At 65.9% G+C, this 16371-nt stretch carries 20 protein-coding genes; 7 read left to right on the plus strand and 13 right to left on the minus strand.

The window, feature by feature from the left end:
• Window positions 1–69 precede the first annotated feature (69 nt).
• The 3 genes from MAB_RS06430 to MAB_RS06440 all read left to right on the plus strand — a co-directional run bounded on the left by MAB_RS06430 (window position 70) and on the right by MAB_RS06440 (window position 3451).
• Complete coding sequence (locus MAB_RS06430) at window positions 70–876, plus strand: acyl-ACP desaturase (protein WP_005084299.1); 807 nt, start codon at window positions 70–72, stop codon at window positions 874–876.
• Window positions 877–1192: 316 nt separating this feature from the next.
• Entirely contained in the window at window positions 1193–2551 is a 1359-nt protein-coding gene (locus MAB_RS06435) for a PhoH family protein (RefSeq protein WP_005088595.1), read from the plus strand.
• A 33-nt stretch (window positions 2552–2584) separates the two neighbouring features.
• Entirely contained in the window at window positions 2585–3451 is an 867-nt protein-coding gene (locus MAB_RS06440; RefSeq protein ID WP_005084301.1) for a polysaccharide deacetylase family protein, read from the plus strand.
• A gap of 227 nt (window positions 3452–3678) precedes the next feature.
• Here the strand turns inward: MAB_RS06440 and MAB_RS06445 are convergent, their stop codons facing one another.
• From MAB_RS06445 to MAB_RS06470, 6 genes are all read right to left on the minus strand, one after another.
• Window positions 3679–3888: a CsbD family protein gene (locus MAB_RS06445; protein ID WP_005088593.1), complete on the minus strand. Its 210-nt coding sequence runs from the start codon at window positions 3886–3888 to the stop codon at window positions 3679–3681.
• A gap of 145 nt (window positions 3889–4033) precedes the next feature.
• Window positions 4034–4588: a hypothetical protein gene (locus MAB_RS06450; protein WP_005084303.1), complete on the minus strand. Its 555-nt coding sequence runs from the start codon at window positions 4586–4588 to the stop codon at window positions 4034–4036.
• Entirely contained in the window at window positions 4585–5358 is a 774-nt protein-coding gene (locus MAB_RS06455; RefSeq protein WP_005110030.1) for a hypothetical protein, read from the minus strand. The genes MAB_RS06450 and MAB_RS06455 overlap by 4 nt, the downstream gene beginning before the upstream one ends.
• A gap of 2 nt (window positions 5359–5360) precedes the next feature.
• On the minus strand, window positions 5361–5543 hold the full coding sequence (locus MAB_RS06460; protein WP_005059390.1) for a DUF2273 domain-containing protein: 183 nt from the start codon (window positions 5541–5543) through the stop codon (window positions 5361–5363).
• Window positions 5544–5790: 247 nt separating this feature from the next.
• Entirely contained in the window at window positions 5791–6084 is a 294-nt protein-coding gene (locus MAB_RS06465) for a hypothetical protein (protein ID WP_005084306.1), read from the minus strand.
• Window positions 6081–6548, minus strand: a complete 468-nt coding sequence (locus MAB_RS06470) for an Asp23/Gls24 family envelope stress response protein (protein WP_005074067.1) — start codon at window positions 6546–6548, stop codon at window positions 6081–6083. The genes MAB_RS06465 and MAB_RS06470 overlap by 4 nt, the downstream gene beginning before the upstream one ends.
• Before the next feature lie 148 nt (window positions 6549–6696).
• Here MAB_RS06470 and MAB_RS06475 point away from each other — a divergent pair, with 148 nt between their 5' ends.
• Both MAB_RS06475 and MAB_RS06480 read left to right on the plus strand, forming a co-directional pair.
• The gene (locus MAB_RS06475) at window positions 6697–7257 is read left to right on the plus strand and encodes an RNA polymerase sigma factor (protein ID WP_005092923.1); all 561 of its coding nucleotides are present in this window, start codon (window positions 6697–6699) and stop codon (window positions 7255–7257) included.
• A gap of 71 nt (window positions 7258–7328) precedes the next feature.
• Window positions 7329–7847: a hypothetical protein gene (locus MAB_RS06480; protein WP_005084310.1), complete on the plus strand. Its 519-nt coding sequence runs from the start codon at window positions 7329–7331 to the stop codon at window positions 7845–7847.
• Window positions 7848–7869: 22 nt separating this feature from the next.
• On the opposite strand, the gene MAB_RS06485 is transcribed toward MAB_RS06480, so the two are convergent.
• Both MAB_RS06485 and glpX read right to left on the minus strand, forming a co-directional pair.
• Window positions 7870–9270 (minus strand): class II fumarate hydratase, encoded by a 1401-nt coding sequence (locus MAB_RS06485; RefSeq protein ID WP_005088586.1) that lies wholly within the window; start codon window positions 9268–9270, stop codon window positions 7870–7872.
• A 30-nt stretch (window positions 9271–9300) separates the two neighbouring features.
• Window positions 9301–10329 (minus strand): class II fructose-bisphosphatase, encoded by a 1029-nt coding sequence (gene glpX, locus MAB_RS06490; protein WP_005084313.1) that lies wholly within the window; start codon window positions 10327–10329, stop codon window positions 9301–9303.
• Window positions 10330–10424: 95 nt separating this feature from the next.
• Here glpX and MAB_RS06495 point away from each other — a divergent pair, with 95 nt between their 5' ends.
• Complete coding sequence (locus MAB_RS06495) at window positions 10425–10997, plus strand: DUF4245 domain-containing protein (protein ID WP_005110031.1); 573 nt, start codon at window positions 10425–10427, stop codon at window positions 10995–10997.
• A gap of 77 nt (window positions 10998–11074) precedes the next feature.
• On the opposite strand, the gene MAB_RS06500 is transcribed toward MAB_RS06495, so the two are convergent.
• The 4 genes from MAB_RS06500 to MAB_RS06515 are packed head-to-tail and all read right to left on the minus strand — an operon-like array spanning window position 11075 to window position 14312.
• Window positions 11075–12157, minus strand: coding sequence for a D-TA family PLP-dependent enzyme (locus tag MAB_RS06500; RefSeq protein WP_005092926.1), 1083 nt, complete (start codon window positions 12155–12157; stop codon window positions 11075–11077).
• 28 nt (window positions 12158–12185) lie between these two features.
• The gene (locus MAB_RS06505) at window positions 12186–12395 is read right to left on the minus strand and encodes an exodeoxyribonuclease VII small subunit (RefSeq protein ID WP_005074080.1); all 210 of its coding nucleotides are present in this window, start codon (window positions 12393–12395) and stop codon (window positions 12186–12188) included.
• Window positions 12392–13624 (minus strand): exodeoxyribonuclease VII large subunit, encoded by a 1233-nt coding sequence (gene xseA / locus MAB_RS06510; protein ID WP_005110032.1) that lies wholly within the window; start codon window positions 13622–13624, stop codon window positions 12392–12394. Before xseA ends, MAB_RS06505 begins: the two co-directional genes overlap by 4 nt.
• Window positions 13617–14312: a lipid droplet-associated protein gene (locus MAB_RS06515; RefSeq protein ID WP_005110033.1), complete on the minus strand. Its 696-nt coding sequence runs from the start codon at window positions 14310–14312 to the stop codon at window positions 13617–13619. The genes xseA and MAB_RS06515 overlap by 8 nt, the downstream gene beginning before the upstream one ends.
• 60 nt (window positions 14313–14372) lie before the next feature.
• On the opposite strand from MAB_RS06515, the gene MAB_RS06520 reads away from it, so the two are divergent.
• Entirely contained in the window at window positions 14373–15386 is a 1014-nt protein-coding gene (locus MAB_RS06520) for a 4-hydroxy-3-methylbut-2-enyl diphosphate reductase (RefSeq protein ID WP_012296404.1), read from the plus strand.
• Here MAB_RS06520 and MAB_RS06525 read toward each other — a convergent pair.
• Window positions 15383–16321: a DUF6542 domain-containing protein gene (locus MAB_RS06525; RefSeq protein WP_005110036.1), complete on the minus strand. Its 939-nt coding sequence runs from the start codon at window positions 16319–16321 to the stop codon at window positions 15383–15385. The two genes, MAB_RS06520 and MAB_RS06525, sit on opposite strands and share 4 nt — an antisense overlap.
• Window positions 16322–16371 lie beyond the last annotated feature (50 nt).

Raw genomic sequence — 16371 nt, forward strand, 5'->3', positions numbered from 1 at the left:
GTGTCGGCGCGAGAAGGAACTGTCGCGCGGCGATTTCACATTTCGATTCCGTCCGGTTACTGTTACCGCATGGCACAGAAACCTGTACCCAATGCGCTGACTCTTGAGCTGACGGACGTCGTCGCCGAGAACATCGATCGCCACCGCGACACCGCGGAGCTGTGGTACGCCCACGAGCACGTCCCCTATGACGAGGGCGAGAACTTCGCCTTTTTGGGCGGACGCGACTGGGAGCCCTCCGACGTGAAGCTGCCCAAGGCTGTCGTCGACGCCGTCCAGATCCTGCTGATCACCAAGGACAACCTGGCGGGCTACCACCGCGAGATGGTGGAACATTTCTCCCTGGAGATCATTCCCTGGGCGGACTTCATCGGGCGCTGGACCGCCGAGGAGAACCTGCACGCCATCGCGCTGCGTGAGTACCTCGTGGTGACCCGCAATGCCGATCCCAATGCCGATGAGGACACCCGGCTGGCTCACGTCATGAAGGGCTACCGCGCCGACTCATACAGCCAGATCGAGACGTTGGTGTTCAACGCGTTCTTCGAGCAGATGCACGCGGTGTTCGTGCAGAACCTCGCCGCGCAGACGGAAGACGCTGTACTCAAGGGCCTGCTCGCCAACATCGAGAAGGATGAGCGCCGCCACGAGCAGATGTACAGCAACATCGTGCTCGAATGCCTGCGCCTGCACCCCGAGGACACCATCGCCGCCATCAAGGCGCGGGCCGCGGAGCTGAAGGTCATCGGTGCCGATATCGACGGATACGAGGACAAGGTCGCCACGGTGGCCGAGGCCGGAATCATCGACGGGACCACCGTGCAGGACGTGGTTCGCGAACTCACCGACAAGTGGGGCGTCACCGACCGCCTCTAGAGCTTCGTCGGGCGTTGCCCCGTGGTGAGGTGCATGTGTGCTCTCGTGGGGCAACTCGACACTCGCACGAAATGTGCGTTAACCCGGTGTTAGTCAACACGCTTGATTCGGTGCGCGGCATCTGTGGGTAGGTGCGAGTAGCGTCAAAAGCGATGGCTAGCGACATGCTTTGCTATCCGGGAGGTACTGATCGTGGCGAGAGCGACAGGACCGGCCCCGGTCCTGATGTGGACCGTCTGTATGACGGTTCACACCCAGTACCGACCGCGTCCACGACAGATCGCGTGTGGTGCCGCACGGATGTCAGGAGCGCTCGGTGACTGCTTCAAAGAACCCTGGGACCAAGGCTGATGATCTTCGCGCAAGCGGCTCATCAATCCGTACCTATGTGCTCGACACCTCGGTGTTGTTGTCTGATCCTTGGGCTACAAACCGATTCGCCGAACACGAGGTAGTGATCCCATTGGTGGTGATCAGCGAGCTGGAAGGCAAGCGCCACCACCATGAGCTGGGTTGGTTCGCCCGCACTGCGTTGCGGATGCTCGACGATCTGCGGCTAGAATACGGCCGGCTTGATCAGTCCATTCCTGTTGGGACGCAGGGTGGTTCACTGCGCGTTGAGTTGAATCACACCGATCCCTCGGTGCTGCCGGTGGGCTTCCGCACCGACTCCAACGATTCCCGGATCTTGGCGTGCGCACTCAACCTCGCCGCCGAGGGCAAGCTGGTTACGTTGGTGAGCAAGGACATCCCGTTGCGCGTCAAGGCTGGTGCGGTGGGCCTGGCGGCCGACGAGTATCGCGCCCAGGACGTGGTGAATTCGGGCTGGACCGGGATGACCGAGCTGGACACCTCGGCGGATGTCATCGACTCGCTCTTCGAATCCGGCGAGGTTGACCTGGAAGCGGCGCGAGATCTTCCGTGCCACACCGGGGTCCGCCTCCTCGGTGGTACCTCGAGCGCCCTGGGTCGCGTCAACGCCGAGAAGCGGGTACAGCTGGTGCGGGGCGACCGCGAGGTCTTCGGGTTGCGCGGCCGATCTGCCGAACAGCGTGTGGCGCTGGATATCTTGCTCGACGAGTCGGTCGGCATCGTTTCCCTCGGCGGCAAGGCCGGCACCGGCAAGTCGGCGCTGGCACTGTGCGCCGGACTCGAGGCTGTTCTGGAGCGCCGCAGTCACCGCAAGGTGGTCGTGTTCCGTCCGCTGTACGCCGTCGGTGGCCAAGAGCTGGGATACCTGCCGGGCAGCGAGAGCGAGAAGATGGGGCCGTGGGCGCAGGCCGTCTTTGACACCCTGGAGGGGTTGGCGTCGCCGGCGGTCATCGAAGAGGTGCTCTCACGCGGCATGCTCGAGGTGCTCCCGCTGACCCACATCCGGGGCCGGTCGCTGCACGACTCCTTTGTGATCGTGGACGAGGCGCAGTCACTGGAACGCAATGTGCTCCTGACGGTGCTGTCGCGGCTGGGCACCGGCTCGCGGGTGGTGCTCACCCACGACGTCGCACAGCGCGACAACCTGCGTGTTGGTCGTCACGACGGTGTCGCCGCGGTCATCGAGAAGCTCAAGGGACATCCGCTGTTCGCGCACGTCACGCTGGTGCGTAGCGAGCGTTCGCCGATCGCCGCGCTGGTCACGGAGATGCTGGAGGAGTTCGGGCCCGGGCTCACCGCGTAATGCCGGGATGAACCGGCTACTACGCTGTTGGACGTGCTATCCAAGCGTGACGTCTTTCGTTGGACCATGGTCGCGGCCGCGGTGGGAAGTCTGATCGCGGCCGCGATCGTCGTCACCGACAAGCAGCGCGCCTTCGCCGAGCCGGTGGACTGCCAGCGCGAGAAGTGTGTCGCGCTGACGTTCGACGACGGGCCCAGCCCCTTCACCGATCGGCTGCTGGCCATTCTGCGGGCCAACGGCGCGCACTCCACCTTCTTCGAGATCGGCAATAAGGTGCAGCGCGACCCGGCGGGTGCCAAGCGAGTAGTGGAGGCCGGGATGGAACTCGGCAGTCACACCTGGGAACACCCCAACATGACGACGATCCCGCCGGAGGCGATCGCGGGTCAGTTGAGCAAAGCCAGCGACGCCATCGAAGCCGCGACCGGCCAACGTCCCAAGCTGTTCCGCACCGCTGGTGGACTGATCAATGATCAGGTGCTGGCCGAGGCCAAGAAACAGGGGCTGGCCGACATCAACTGGGATGTCATCCCGTTCGACTGGGCCAACGATTCGAACACCGACGCCACCCGGGCGATTCTGATGTCACAGATCAAGCCGGGATCGGTGGTGCTTTTCCACGACACCTATTCGAGCACAGTGGATCTGGTGGAGCAGTTCTTGCCCGTGTTGAGGGCCAACGGCTATCACGCGGTGACGGTCACGCAGTTGCTCGGCCCCCGTGAACCCGGCACCAGCTATGGCAGCAGAGAGAACGGTCCGCCGGTAAACCTGTTGAAAGACATTCCGGCATCGGAGATCCCACCGTTGCCGAACACTCCGTCGCCGTTGCCCGCGACCAACATCCCCATCACCGACCTGCCCAACCAGGGTGCGGGCGGACCGGCCGTCGGCCAATAGGAGTGTGGAGCGCCAGCTCCGCGCCGCGCACCAGGCCCGAACGGGCCGGACGCGAAAGGCCTTCTGGTGTATGGAAACCCGGATGATTCGAGAAACCTGGCGTATTACACCGGGCACAGGACTTCGATGCCGAGCAGTTGCGCCCGGTGACGGTGCCGCGGCCGTGTGAGCGGTGGCAGGCCCGGCATGGGAGGGTGCGCCACGCCGGGCCCGACACCGGGCGGGAACTACTTGCCGGTCAACTTGTCCTTGACCGCCTCGACGCCTTCTTTCACCTTGTCTGCGGCATCAGAGATCGCCTGCTTCGCGGAGGCAATTCCCTGGTCCGCCTGTCCTTCGGCTTTGAGGTCGTCGTTGTTGGTGGCCGCACCAAAGGCCTCCTTGGCGCGACCTTTCAAGTCTTCGGCCTTGTTCTGTGCGTCGTCGGCTATTCCCATATCGGGGGCTCCTTTCCAGTGGGCGGTGCTTGATCGTTACCTCATCTCGGGGCAGCTCGATTCACGAGTGCACCCAAGCTTTTTCATCCGCGTCGGGAAAGTCGGCGAGAAGGTGTCGGCGAGAAGGTCGCTGAACACGGGGGGCCTAGACAACCTGCGGACGCAGTTTTTCCGGTGCTATGTCCTTGACTACGAGCTGAAAGTCCAGGTCACTGTTGGCTGCATACCGAAGATCGGCTCCGCATCGCCGCGCAAGGCGGCGGATCTCGGTCGTCGGGGTGTGGGGCGAGACGCCGACGGTAACTCTTACCACGGGGCGGCCTTTGTCGCGCAGCGTCATCGCGCGGGCGCTCTGGACGGCAGGGTGACGTGCCAGGTCATCGGCGGCTGCGTCGGCCAATTTGGACAGGTCGACCTGGCTGTCGCTGTCGCCGAGACTGTGCACCGATGTCGGGCGCAGATGGACAAGCAGCAACCATAGGCCGATGAGGACGGTGGCGACTCCGGCTCCAGCGAGCACCGCTGGGAGCCATGGCGATTCGAGTGCGCGGGCCGGGGCTTGCGGGTCGACTGCCGCCGCCGCCCGGCGAGCCAGGCGAGCGTCGGTGCCATAGCCGATCAGCCACACCGCGCCTGTCAGCAACACGACGCCCAATAGGGCGGTGAGTAGCCTGTCGATGAATTGGGTTGTGCGTGTCACTGATTGGTTCCGCCCTTCTTCTCAAGAAGTGCGCGATGTTCGTCGGACCATCGGTGCGCTGATGCATGAGGCACCAAGATGCCGTCGCCCACCGCGACATGGGTGCGGCGTCGCGGCTTCACGGTAAGGACGAGCAAGGTCAGTCCCGCGATGCCCGCCGCCGCTGCTGCGGGCCAGGTCCACCACATCCAATGCGCGTGCTGCGCCCATCGGGTCGCGGCGGCTGCCCACATCGAACCGTCTGCCCACCCCGCACCGATTGCTGCGTCCCGCAATACGACCACGCCCGCGATGACCAGTCCGATGGCGACGAGGATGCTGGTGACGGTTGCCCCGGCCACACGGTGCGGTCCCCGGTATTTACTACTCACCGCTGCTGCGGAATCGGTCTCGTACGGGTCATCGGCTGCTGCGGCATACGCGTCGGCCACTTCGGCCGGCGTGCGATTGCTTTCGATCCGTGCGATACGCACGTAGACGTCAGCCGTTTGTTCGCCGAGCGATTCGTGCAGTTCTCGGGCCACCGCTGTCCGGACCGCCTGGGCAAGATTTCCGCCGTCAATGGGCCAGGTCGCCGCGATCTTGACGTTCACCGTCGGGCGGGTGTCATCGGTTATGGCGATCGACGGCAGCGCTCGACCGGGCGCCAAGCTCTGGTGGCGAACCACTCCAGGTACCGAGAGCACGGCATGCTCAATCAAACGATGGCGTACCCGGTCGTGAACGCGGGTGGCCCCACGCACCGGCACCGTCCCAGTAGTGGTCGCCATCGTCAGCTCCGGTCGCGGCGACCGAGCGCGGTGAGATCGATGGTGCCGTCGAGATGCGCGCCGAGCGCGCCGCCGGCTCCGGCCAACACCACCGCAAGGAGGAATCCGATAAGGCCACCGGTGACCACTGCGATCGCCAGCAGCAGGCCCGCGAAAAGGCCGATCACTGCGTAATTTCCATTCATTCCCGTCATCTCCTCTCGAGATATTTGGTGCGTTGCCGCCGGATACGCCGTCGGCGGGCTGCGTTCGTGAGCGCCCTGAGCCGGCCGCGCCAGGTTGGCTGCACCCGGACCGCAGCGCGCCGCGGGGCCCGTTCCCCGGACAGCGCCTGAAGCGCTGCCATCAGTGCCTCCGCCGATCCACCCGCGTCGGGGTGATGCTTTCGCACGGCCTCACGGCGTGCCTGCCGTTCCACACTCAGCACGGCGATCAGGCTTGTGCTTCGGCGACTGCCACGTCGTCCACCACCACGACGACCGGTACACCCGCTGCCTCGCTGGCGGCCTGGCGCACCCGGGCCGCGACGTCGAGTAGACCCGACCGAAGGTCGAGCACCACGTGAACCTCGCCGCCCTCGGCCCCCAGCCGCACGCCACGCACCGTCCGCCCGGGCAGGTGCGTGGCGGCGACTCCGAGGCCCCCGGAATAGAGGCCGATGACGCCGTCGATGGCGGTCACGGCCGCGACCACGCGATCGACCCGCTCGCCGGTCGCGTCCGTCACTGGACTCGTGGCTCTCCGGCGTCGGACGCGTCGTCATCACTGTCGGCGAAGTGCACGTCATGCACGGTGACGTTGACCTCGGTGACTTCGAGCCCGGTCATGTTCTCGACGGCGGAGATAACGTTGCTGCGAATTCCCTCGGCCAGGTCGTGGATCGCGATCCCGTAATCGGCCACGATCCCGATGTCGATGGCTGCCTGACGTTCGCCGACCTCGACACTCACTCCCTGCGTAAGGCTGGGCGAACCGGGCAGCGTCTCACGCAGCTTGCCCACGACGCGGGCGGCCTGGCCGCCCAGGTCGTAGACACCGTCGACCTCGCGTGTGGCGATCCCGGCGATCTTGGAGACCACCACGTCGGCGATGGTGGTGACGCCGTGGTTGGAGACCTTCTCGACGGCATTACCGGACTTGTCGACTTGCTTCGACGAGCTCAGTTCGCGGGTCTGGGTTGCCGTGGTCATCAGCTTCTCCTTCGACTTGTCTCAATTTCCGGACATTTTTGTCCGGCACAATGAGTTCGTCGGGCAACGGTGGGAACTGCGCACGCCGACGAGACCTAACACACATTTCGTACTCGCGACGACAGGGGACACAGTGGTGCTGCCGCTCTTGCCTCGGGGCGAACTACTGGCGTCGTTGTCGGACGAGATGCTTGCTCGACGCGCTCAGCAAGGTGATTCCGAGGCGTTCGATGTTCTGGTCGTCCGGCATGGCCCCGCGCTGCTGAGATTCGTTGCCCGCACGTATCCGGAGCGGGCCGAGTATGACGACATCGTCCAGGAGACGTTCATCGCCGCATGGAAAGGGCTGCCGTCCTTTGCCTTTCGGTCCCAGTTCCGAACCTGGTTGTATTCGCTCGCCTCCCGGAAAACCGTTGACGCCATGCGGCGGCGCCGTCGCGACTTCGATATCGACGAAGTACCTGAAGTTGCCGATGCCGGCGCGGGGCCCAGTGAACGCGCCTTGGACGGTGATTTCCTTGCGGCGTTGAGCCGCGAGCTGTCGCAGCTGCCCTATGCGGCGCGTGCGGCCTGGTGGTTACGTGAGGTTTATGACCTACCTCTGGCGGAGATAGCGACTGTTCTTCGGACCACTGAGGGCTCGGTTCGCGGCAACTTGCAGCGCACCCGCAAGCGGCTCGCGGAGACGCTTAAGGACTTCCGCCCGTGAGTGAACGCGCAGATCACATTCAATCCGCCCGCTGTACAGCTTCCGGCATATGGCGTAACACTGGAGACCTGATGGATGCGAGAAACGGGGACAATCACGATGCCGTGGCGGATGCCACGGCATGGATCGCCGATGCCACCCGCCGACTGGCTGAGCTCGACGGGGGATCAGATGGCGCTGAACCGACCGCACCGTGGAGCGAAGGCGGATCGGCCCTGGAGCAGCTGCGCACCGCCGTCGCACACCGGATCGCCGCATTGCCGCGCAGGGGCAAGCCGATCAACACCGCAATCCCGGGGATCACTGTCAGTCATCTGGCGTTGGCGAAGGCCTTGACATCGAACCTGGCCGAGCTCGCCGCCGAGGCGTCAGCGGCGATTGCTGCCGTGGACGTGAACGTGGCCGGGCAGGCGGTGACGGCAATACGTATCAACCTGGTGGCTGTTGGTGCAGCCGACCGGGACAGCACCTACATCGACGACGGTGACGCACTGCGGAAGCGAGCTGCCGCAGTGGTCACCGACATCATCGGTATCGAGCCACCGAACATCACCGTCACCTGGGAGGACATCGTCCTGCCGTCCTACTAGGCGCCCGGGGTGACGGGACTGGCTAGTCCTTCACCTTTGCCATGGCGAGCACGTCGAGGCGCTTGTCCAGTTCCTCGATGCTCAGCTTGTCGCCGATGAGGCCGCGATCGATGACCGTCTGCCGAATCGTCTTGCGCTCCTTGAGCGCTTCCTTGGCGACGGCCGCCGCTTCTTCATAGCCGATGGCCGAGTTCAACGGGGTAACGATTGACGGCGAGGACTCCGCCAGCGTCCGCAGGTGATCCTCGTTGGCCACCAGGCCATCGACACACTTGTCGACGAACAGGCGAGATACGTTGGCCAGCAGCGTGAACGACTCCAGCAGGTTGCGGGCCATGACCGGGATGTACACGTTGAGCTCGAAGGCGCCGGACAAGCCACCCACCGTGATGGCGGCATCGTTACCGATGACCTGCGCCGCGACCTGTGTGACGGCCTCGGGCAGCACCGGGTTGACCTTGCCGGGCATGATCGAGCTGCCGGGCTGCAGATCGGGAAGCTGGATCTCGCCCAGGCCGGTGAGCGGGCCCGAGCCCATCCAGCGAATGTCGTTGGCGATCTTGGTCAGCGATGCCGCGATGGTCTTCAGCGCGCCCGAGCCCTCAACCAGCCCGTCACGGGCGGCCTGTGCCTCGAACGAGTCAGAAGCGGTCTTGAGCTCCGACAGGCCCGTCGACTGCTTCAGTACCTCAACAACTTTCGCACCAAAGCCGTCGGGGGCGTTCAGGCCGGTGCCCACGGCGGTACCGCCGATGGGCAGCTCGCCGAGGCGGGGCAGCGTCGCCTTGACCCGTTCTATGCCGGCCTCGATCTGACGGGCGTAGCCGCCGAACTCCTGGCCCAGCGTCACCGGAACCGCGTCCATTAGGTGCGTGCGGCCGGACTTCACGACGGTCTTCCAGGCCTTGGCCTTGGTGGCCAGTGCCTGCTGGAGGTACTCCAGTGCCGGAATCAGGTCGCGCACAGCAGCTTCGGTCGCGGCCAGGTGGGTCGCCGTCGGGAAGGTGTCATTGGAGGACTGCGACATGTTCACGTCGTCATTCGGGTGCACGACAACCGGTGGCGTCGCCTGTGCCGCAATACTGGCGATCACCTCGTTGGCGTTCATATTCGAGCTGGTGCCCGAGCCGGTCTGGAAGACATCGATGGGGAACTGGTCGTCGTGCTTTCCGTCGGCGATCTCCTGTGCCGCAGCGATAATCGCATCGGCCTTCTCCGCAGCCAGCAGCCCCAGGTCCTTGTTGACCTGTGCGCAGGCGCCCTTCAGCAGGCCGAGGGCCCGGATCTGCGTGCGCTCCAGGCCGCGTCCCGAGATGGGAAAGTTCTCGACCGCGCGCTGGGTCTGCGCGCGCCACAGTGCTTCCGCGGGCACCCGGACCTCGCCCATGGTGTCGTGCTCGATGCGGTACTGCTGTTCAGACAATGGTTTTCCTTCTCGTCGTCGATGATGGAATTAGGGGAGGGGGTGGGTGGCGTCGTCGTCGCCCATGAAGTCGACCGCGGAGTATTCGCGGAGTTTGGTGAGGCGGTGGTAGGCCTCGATCATCCGGACGGTGCCGGACTTGGAACGCATCACAATTGACTGCGTGGTGCAGCCGCCGCCGAAGTAGCGGACGCCCTGGAGCAGGTCACCATCGGTGACACCGGTCGCGCAGAAGAAGACGTTCTCGCCGGAGACCAGGTCCTCGGTGGTCAGGATCTGATCGAGGTCGTAGCCCGCGTCGATGGCCTTCTGTCGTTCCTCGTCATCGCGCGGCGCGAGCTTGCCGTGGATGGCGCCGCCCATGCAGCGCATGGCGGCCGCGGCGATGATGCCCTCGGGGGTGCCGCCGATACCCAGCAGCATGTCGGTGCCGGAGTTGGGTCGGGCGGTGGAGATGGCGCCGGCCACGTCGCCGTCGGAAATGAGGCGGATACGCGCGCCGGTTTCGCGAACGTTCTGGATCAGCTCGCCATGACGGGGCCGATCCAGGATGCAGACCGTAATGTCGGAGACGGAACAGCTGCGCACCTTGGCCACGCGCTTGATGTTTTCCGAAACGGGGGCGGTGATGTCGATCACGTCGGCGGCGTCGGGGCCGACGGCGATCTTCTCCATGTAGAAGACGGCAGACGGGTCGAACATGGCGCCGCGTTCGGAAACCGCGAGTACGGAGATCGCGTTCGGCATGCCCTTGCTCATCAGGGTGGTGCCGTCCACCGGATCCACCGCGAAATCGCAGTCCGGACCGTCGCCGTTGCCGACTTCCTCGCCGTTGTAGAGCATCGGGGCGTTGTCCTTCTCGCCCTCGCCGATGACGACCACACCGCGCATGGAAACGGAGTTGACCAGCTCGCGCATGGCGTCGACGGCGGCACCGTCGCCCTTCTCCTTTTCCCCGCGGCCGACCCACCGGCCCGCGGCCATGGCGCCCGCCTCGGTAACTCTGACCAGCTCTAACGCCAGGTTACGGTCAGGGGCTTCTCTGCGCGACGGGCTCATGGGATGTGATTCTTTCATGCGGGCCTGCGAGTATGGGAGGCGTGGCAGGCAGCGCAGATGCAAGCGGAGATCCAGGACCCGACGATCGCATCGCCGTGCCCGCACCCAGGCCCGCCAAGCCGCGTTTGTTCCAGGACGGCCGCGACATGTTCTGGTCGATGGCGCCGCTCGTGCTGGTGTGCATCGTGTTGGCTGGGGTGCTGGGCATGTGCTCGTTCACGCCGAGCGGGCCGACCACGGGTGCGCCGCCCTCCTACGACGCGCACGCCGCGTTGCAGGCCGATGCCCGGCAGTTCTCGTTCCCGATCCGCGAACCGTCGCTGCCCGAGGGGTGGCGCGCGAACTCCGGTGGCCGCGACAGTGTTGACGGAGTACCGCTCTCGAGGGTCGGGTATCTGAGCCCGTCAGGCGCGTATATGGCGGTACTGCAAAGCGGTGCGCCCGAGGAGAGACTCGTGCCGAAGGTGAACACCTCCCTGGTGCCGCGCGGGCCAGAGGACGTCGACGGTGTGCACTGGGTGGCGTACGAGGGCGATGAAGGTGTCGAGCCGCTGTGGGTTACCCGGCTGGGCAACACAGTGACGGTCGGTGTCACCGGGGCCGGGGATACCGATGCCTTCCGGACCGTCGCACGCGCCGTACAGACGGCCACGCCACTTCCCCGTTAGGTCCTGACGCGTCGAAATCGACGAAATGCAGGGTTCTTCTTGGTGTCTTGCTGCAAAACGTTGATCTCGATATCCATCTAGGTGTTGGCGCCCCGTGCCGCCACCGCCCAGTGCCGGACACCATCGGCCGCGTCGATAACCAAGGAGTCGACCAGATTCACCGCGTTGCACAGGTGATTCGGGGCGACGCGCAGGCGCGTGCCGGGAGGTGGTGCGGCGCCGGGAAATTCGATAGTCGCATGGTGCTCTGACAGCGCGACGATACGGGCGTCGGGTTCATCGATCACGCGACCAAAGCCGGTGGCCCAACCGGGTCGGTCGGCGCCCAGGATCTTGCTGCCCGCGTCCACGACCGCGGTCCGGCCGCGAGCATGCACCACGGTGGTGACCGCGGACAGTGCGATGTCATCGAGCGTGCAGACATCCAGCTCCAACTGCTGCGCGTCGTTGAAGGGGTAGACGCCCGGGCGTACCTCGGTGAGTACGGTGTCGTCGGCCGCGCCGACGGTAGGGGTGGAGCCGCCGCTGCGCACCGAGGGATCGATCCCCTGGGCGCGCAGGCTTGCCGCGGCCGTATCGAGCGCGTGTGATTCTTGCGCGGCGACCTCCGCGCGATGCCCCGGCGTATAGCCGTGGCCGGGGAAGGTGAAAATGCCCACGACGTTCAGCCCGGCCGAACGCGCTGCTGCCGCAACCGGACCGGCTTGGTCTGGGGCGACTCCAGTGCGGTGATGCCCGGAATCGACCTCGATGACAACGGTGATGGGCAGATCGCCAAGATGCTCGGCCAACTGTTGAGCACCGGCTGCGGAGTCCACCGCCACACGCAACGCTGCCCGGGACGCCACCTGCCGGAGCCGACGTGCTTTCTGCGCGGTGACCCACAGCGGGTAGGCGATGAAGAGGTCGATGAATCCGGCCTCGGCGAAGACCTCGGCCTCGCCTACCGTGGCGACGGTCAGGCCGATCGCGCCACTGTCAATCTGGCGCCGGGCGATTTCGATGCACTTGTGGCTCTTGGCATGTGGCCGTAGCCGGATGCCGGTGCCGCGCAGACGCCCAGCCAGCCGCTCGATATTGCGGTCCATCACCGCCAGATCGACGGCCAGGAAAGGAGTGTCGAGCCCGTCCAGTCCGCTGTGTGCCGTCGTGTCAGACATGCCGTGACACTACTGGAGCCGCGTGGCGCTAGTCGGAATCCAGGGCGTCCTCGATGCGCTTGCGTGCCCCCGCGAGATGTTCCTCGCAGCGCTTGGCCAGTGCCTCGCCGCGTTCCCAAAGGGCCAGTGAGGTATCCAGATCCAGCCCGCCTTGCTCAAGCTGCTGCACGACCTCGATCAGCTCGCCGCGCGCTTCCTCGTATCCCAATGTGTCTACCGGCTTGCCGGATTCCGTCATGAATCCTCTCCTGTCACGGTCGCGGTCACGGCGCCGTCTGAAACTCTCACTCGCAGCGGTGCGCCGACAGGTGCGTCGGCAACGGTCCGCAGCACCTCCACGGTGCCATCGTCGCGCACGCGCTGCACCACCGAGTATCCGCGGGCCAGGGTTGCCGCCGGGCCCAGCGTGGTCAGCCGCGCGGTCAGATGCTCGACCCGCTGAGACTCTATGTCCACCAGCCGCCGTACATCGCGACGTAAAGCGTTTCGTGCGCCGTCGATTTCGTCCTGCCGTACGGAGACCATCCGGAGTGGATCGGCCAGCACCGGCCGGCTGCGTACCTGATCCAACCCGCGCTGCTCGCGCTGAACCCAGTTGCGCAGCGCCTGCGCCGAGCGCCGCCGCAGATCCAGGATCAATGCCTGCTCGGCCGCGGCGTCGGGCACCAGCTTCTTGGCCGCGTCGGTGGGCGTCGCGGCACGCAGGTCCGCCACCAGATCGGAGAGCGGGTTGTCGGGCTCATGTCCGACTGCGCTCACCACGGGGGTGCGGCAGGCCGAAATCGCCCGGCACAAGGTCTCGTCCGAGAACGGCAGCAGATCCTCCACGCTGCCGCCGCCGCGGGCCAACACGATCACATCCACCGAAGGATCAGCGTCCAGCGCCTGCAGGGCGGCGACGATCTCGGCCACCGCGTGCGGGCCCTGCACCGGGGTGTTGCGTATCGCGAATTGCACTGCGGGCCAACGTGTCGTGGCCACCGAGGTCACATCGTGCTCGGCGGCGCTGGCCCGGCCGGTGATGAGTCCGATGCGGGCAGGCAGGAACGGGACCGGACGCTTCAAGCGCGCATCAAAGAGCCCCTCGGCCGCCAGCAGTTGACGCAACCGTTCGATGCGGGCAAGCAGTTCGCCGATGCCCACGGCACGAATCTCGCTCAGTCGCAACGAGAACGATCCGCGCCCCGTGTAGAAGGTGGGTTTTCCACACACCACCACCTGGGTGCCCTCGGTCAGCTTCACCGGCGCGTTGCGCACCATATCCGGCGGGCACGTCACGGTCAGCGACATATCGGCCGCCGGGTCGCGCAGCACCATGAACACGGTCCTGCTGCCGGGCCGGACGTCGATCTGTGTCAGCTGCCCTTCCACCCACACCTGTCCCAGGCGGTCGATCCACTTGGCGACCCGGGTGGCGACAGCCCGGACCGGCCAGGGATTCTCGGGGCTGGTTCCCGGATCAGCCACGGGCAGCGGCGCGGGTGATCCTGTTCGCGAGCAAGGTTTGATACGGCGCCCGGGCCTTGTGAGCGTCTTCGTAGGCCAGCAGCTCCTCGAGTTCACCCACCGACAGCAACTGCAGCCGCGCCCGCAACTGGGCCAGTGTCAGGTCGTGATAGCCGAGCTCGGTGACGACGTCGGGCGCGTTCGGATCGGCGGATTCGGCGGGCACCGCGGGTGCGGCCTTCTTCGCCGGGGCTTTTTTGGCGGCGGCCTTCTTCGCCGGTGCCTTGCGCGGTGCGGCCTTTTCGGCGGCGGTCTCGGGCTCGGTGGCCGGCGCCGATTCGGTCTCGGGGGCGGCCGGCTCCGATGAGTACAGGGCAAAGCGACCTTGTGTCATTCGCTCCGCGGCGTCCTCGTAAACGGCGGTGGCCTGGGTCTCGTCGTGCTCGGGCGCGTCCAGCTCGTCGAGGTCCTCGTCGAACGTCGCCCACTCCGGCTGCTCTTCGGTCGGCGGGAAGATGTTTTCCCAGGCCTCGTCGCCCTTGATGGCCAGTTCGGTGACGGTCTGCTGGAACCGCATGAAGTTCTGCACCGTCTGGCTCGCGGCCGTCATGGGGTACGTCAGCACCGCCTGAGGCAGCTTGCGAGTCTCTTCGAGAACGGTAGCGGCGACCCCTAGAAGCAACCGGACGCCGAACGGAGGACGAATCATAGGTTCAAGCTTGCCTTACGTCGGTCGTGCAGCGAAAGGCTGGGCCGTAAGCTGGTAACTATGGCTGCAGTCGATATGGGCACTCCGGGGATGGTGAGCACCGCGATGCGCACAGTCGGCCCGGCGATCAGCAAGCGCGTGCTGCTGGCTGAGCCGCGCGGCTACTGCGCGGGTGTGGACCGTGCCGTCGAAACGGTGGAGCGTGCCTTGGAGAAGCACGGCGCCCCCGTTTACGTGCGTCACGAGATCGTGCACAACCGCTATGTGGTGGACACGCTGGCCAAGGCCGGCGCCATTTTCGTCGACGAGACCGATGAGGTGCCCGAGGGCGCCATCGTGGTCTTCTCGGCCCACGGGGTGGCGCCGACGGTCCACGAGAAGGCCGCCGAACGCAATCTGAAGACCATCGACGCCACCTGCCCGCTGGTCACCAAGGTGCACCAGGAAGCCAAGCGCTTCGCGCGTGACGACTTCGACATTCTGCTCATCGGCCACGAAGGCCATGAGGAAGTCATCGGCACCGCCGGTGAGGCGCCCGACCACGTACAACTGGTCGACGGCCCCAACGCGGTGGACAACGTCACGGTGCGTGACGAGAACAAGGTCATTTGGCTGTCCCAGACGACGCTGAGCGTCGACGAGACCATGGAGACGGTGCAGCGCCTGCGTGAGCGCTTTCCGACGCTGCAGGACCCGCCCAGTGACGACATCTGCTACGCCACCCAGAACCGCCAGGTCGCGGTGAAGGCGATGGCCCCGGAATGCGAGTTGGTGATTGTCGTCGGTTCGCGTAACTCGTCGAACTCGGTGCGGCTGGTTGAGGTCGCCCTGAATGCGGGGTCGCGGGCGTCCTACCTGGTCGACTACGCCGAGGACATCGATCCGGCGTGGCTCGAGGGAGTGACCACGGTCGGCGTCACCTCGGGTGCTTCGGTGCCGGAGGTGCTGGTGCGCGGTGTGCTGGAGCGGCTGGCCGAGCATGGATACGGCGAGGTGCAGCCGGTCACCACCGCCAACGAGACGTTGGTGTTCGCGCTGCCGCGTGAACTGCGGGCCTCGCGGCGCTCTGGCTAGCGGTCGTAGTCCCAGGCGTCGTACCGGTCCTGGCGGCGCCGCGGCGGTACCGGCGGACGTTCGTCCCGGTACCTGACGGCAGGCCGGTGCGGCTCGCGTGGGGCCTCTGCCCGCGGCTCCCGGTATCGGGGCCGCTCGTCGTACCCGTAGTCGTCATAGTCGTATTCGTCGCGGAGCCGGCGTGCCGGGCGGCGTTCGGTGCGCATCGGGCGCTCGTCTTCCCAGGGGGTGCCTATCGACGAGGCCCGCCGCGACACGGGCTCGGAATCACGGGTGGGACGGCGGCGTGTCGGGGACTCGTGACGCCCATGGCGTGTCCGTGCGGCGGCCTCCTCGACGCGGGGACGGCGGCTGCGCACGGCAGTTCCCCCGGTCTTGGCCGTGGCGTCGGTCTCCGCGTCGACCAGCGTCTGCACCCGGGTCCGGGTCGTTCGCGGCTTGGCCGACTTGGTGGCCTTGGGCTTGGCGGGTTTGGCGGTTTTGTCCCGGGCCGGCCTGCCGGAGAAGATTCCCCAGTACCAGCGCACCACTCCGATGATCAATACACCCAACGCGGTGCTGATCATCAGCGGGAATCTTTCGATCAGGGGGTACCCGATGGTGATCGCTGTCGACTTGCCCCCGGCAAGCGGTGCCTGCGACATGATCAGGTAGGCCATCGGGATGCTCGCGAAGAGGATGAGCGGCGGCTGCACGACGGCGGTGAAGATCGATGCGTAGCGGACCGCGAGAACCGCCACGACACATCCCGCCGCGTAGCAGCCAGCGAACGCGCCGGTCAGCTTCTCGCCATTGATCATCGCGTCAAGTGCGAAACCAAACAGGGTTCCGGCAACCGCGATGAGGATGGCGCCCCACCATGGCACGCCCGGGATATCGGGGTGTGCCGACCGATGATCGGCTTCCACCGATGAGCGGGCGCGTTGACCTGTCACATGTTGAAAGGTACCGGTGCCGCGCCGGATGTTCGGTAACGGTGCCCGTC

Source organism: Mycobacteroides abscessus ATCC 19977 (genome assembly GCF_000069185.1).
GTDB lineage: Bacteria > Actinomycetota > Actinomycetes > Mycobacteriales > Mycobacteriaceae > Mycobacterium > Mycobacterium abscessus.

What these genes read in the sequence shown, in the direction of transcription:
- MAB_RS06460 (WP_005059390.1), bottom strand. Translation starts at nt 5,543, where the DNA reads ATGAATGGAAATTACGCAGTGATCGGCCTTTTCGCGGGCCTGCTGCTG.
- MAB_RS06455 (WP_005110030.1), bottom strand. Translation starts at nt 5,358, where the DNA reads ATGGCGACCACTACTGGGACGGTGCCGGTGCGTGGGGCCACCCGCGTT.
- MAB_RS06445 (WP_005088593.1), bottom strand. Translation starts at nt 3,888, where the DNA reads ATGGGAATAGCCGACGACGCACAGAACAAGGCCGAAGACTTGAAAGGT.
- MAB_RS06520 (WP_012296404.1), top strand. Translation starts at nt 14,373, where the DNA reads ATGGCTGCAGTCGATATGGGCACTCCGGGGATGGTGAGCACCGCGATG.
- MAB_RS06505 (WP_005074080.1), bottom strand. Translation starts at nt 12,395, where the DNA reads ATGACGGAATCCGGCAAGCCGGTAGACACATTGGGATACGAGGAAGCG.
- MAB_RS06470 (WP_005074067.1), bottom strand. Translation starts at nt 6,548, where the DNA reads ATGACCACGGCAACCCAGACCCGCGAACTGAGCTCGTCGAAGCAAGTC.
- MAB_RS06430 (WP_005084299.1), top strand. Translation starts at nt 70, where the DNA reads ATGGCACAGAAACCTGTACCCAATGCGCTGACTCTTGAGCTGACGGAC.
- MAB_RS06515 (WP_005110033.1), bottom strand. Translation starts at nt 14,312, where the DNA reads ATGATTCGTCCTCCGTTCGGCGTCCGGTTGCTTCTAGGGGTCGCCGCT.
- glpX (WP_005084313.1), bottom strand. Translation starts at nt 10,329, where the DNA reads ATGAGCCCGTCGCGCAGAGAAGCCCCTGACCGTAACCTGGCGTTAGAG.
- MAB_RS06500 (WP_005092926.1), bottom strand. Translation starts at nt 12,157, where the DNA reads ATGTCTGACACGACGGCACACAGCGGACTGGACGGGCTCGACACTCCT.
- MAB_RS06480 (WP_005084310.1), top strand. Translation starts at nt 7,329, where the DNA reads ATGGATGCGAGAAACGGGGACAATCACGATGCCGTGGCGGATGCCACG.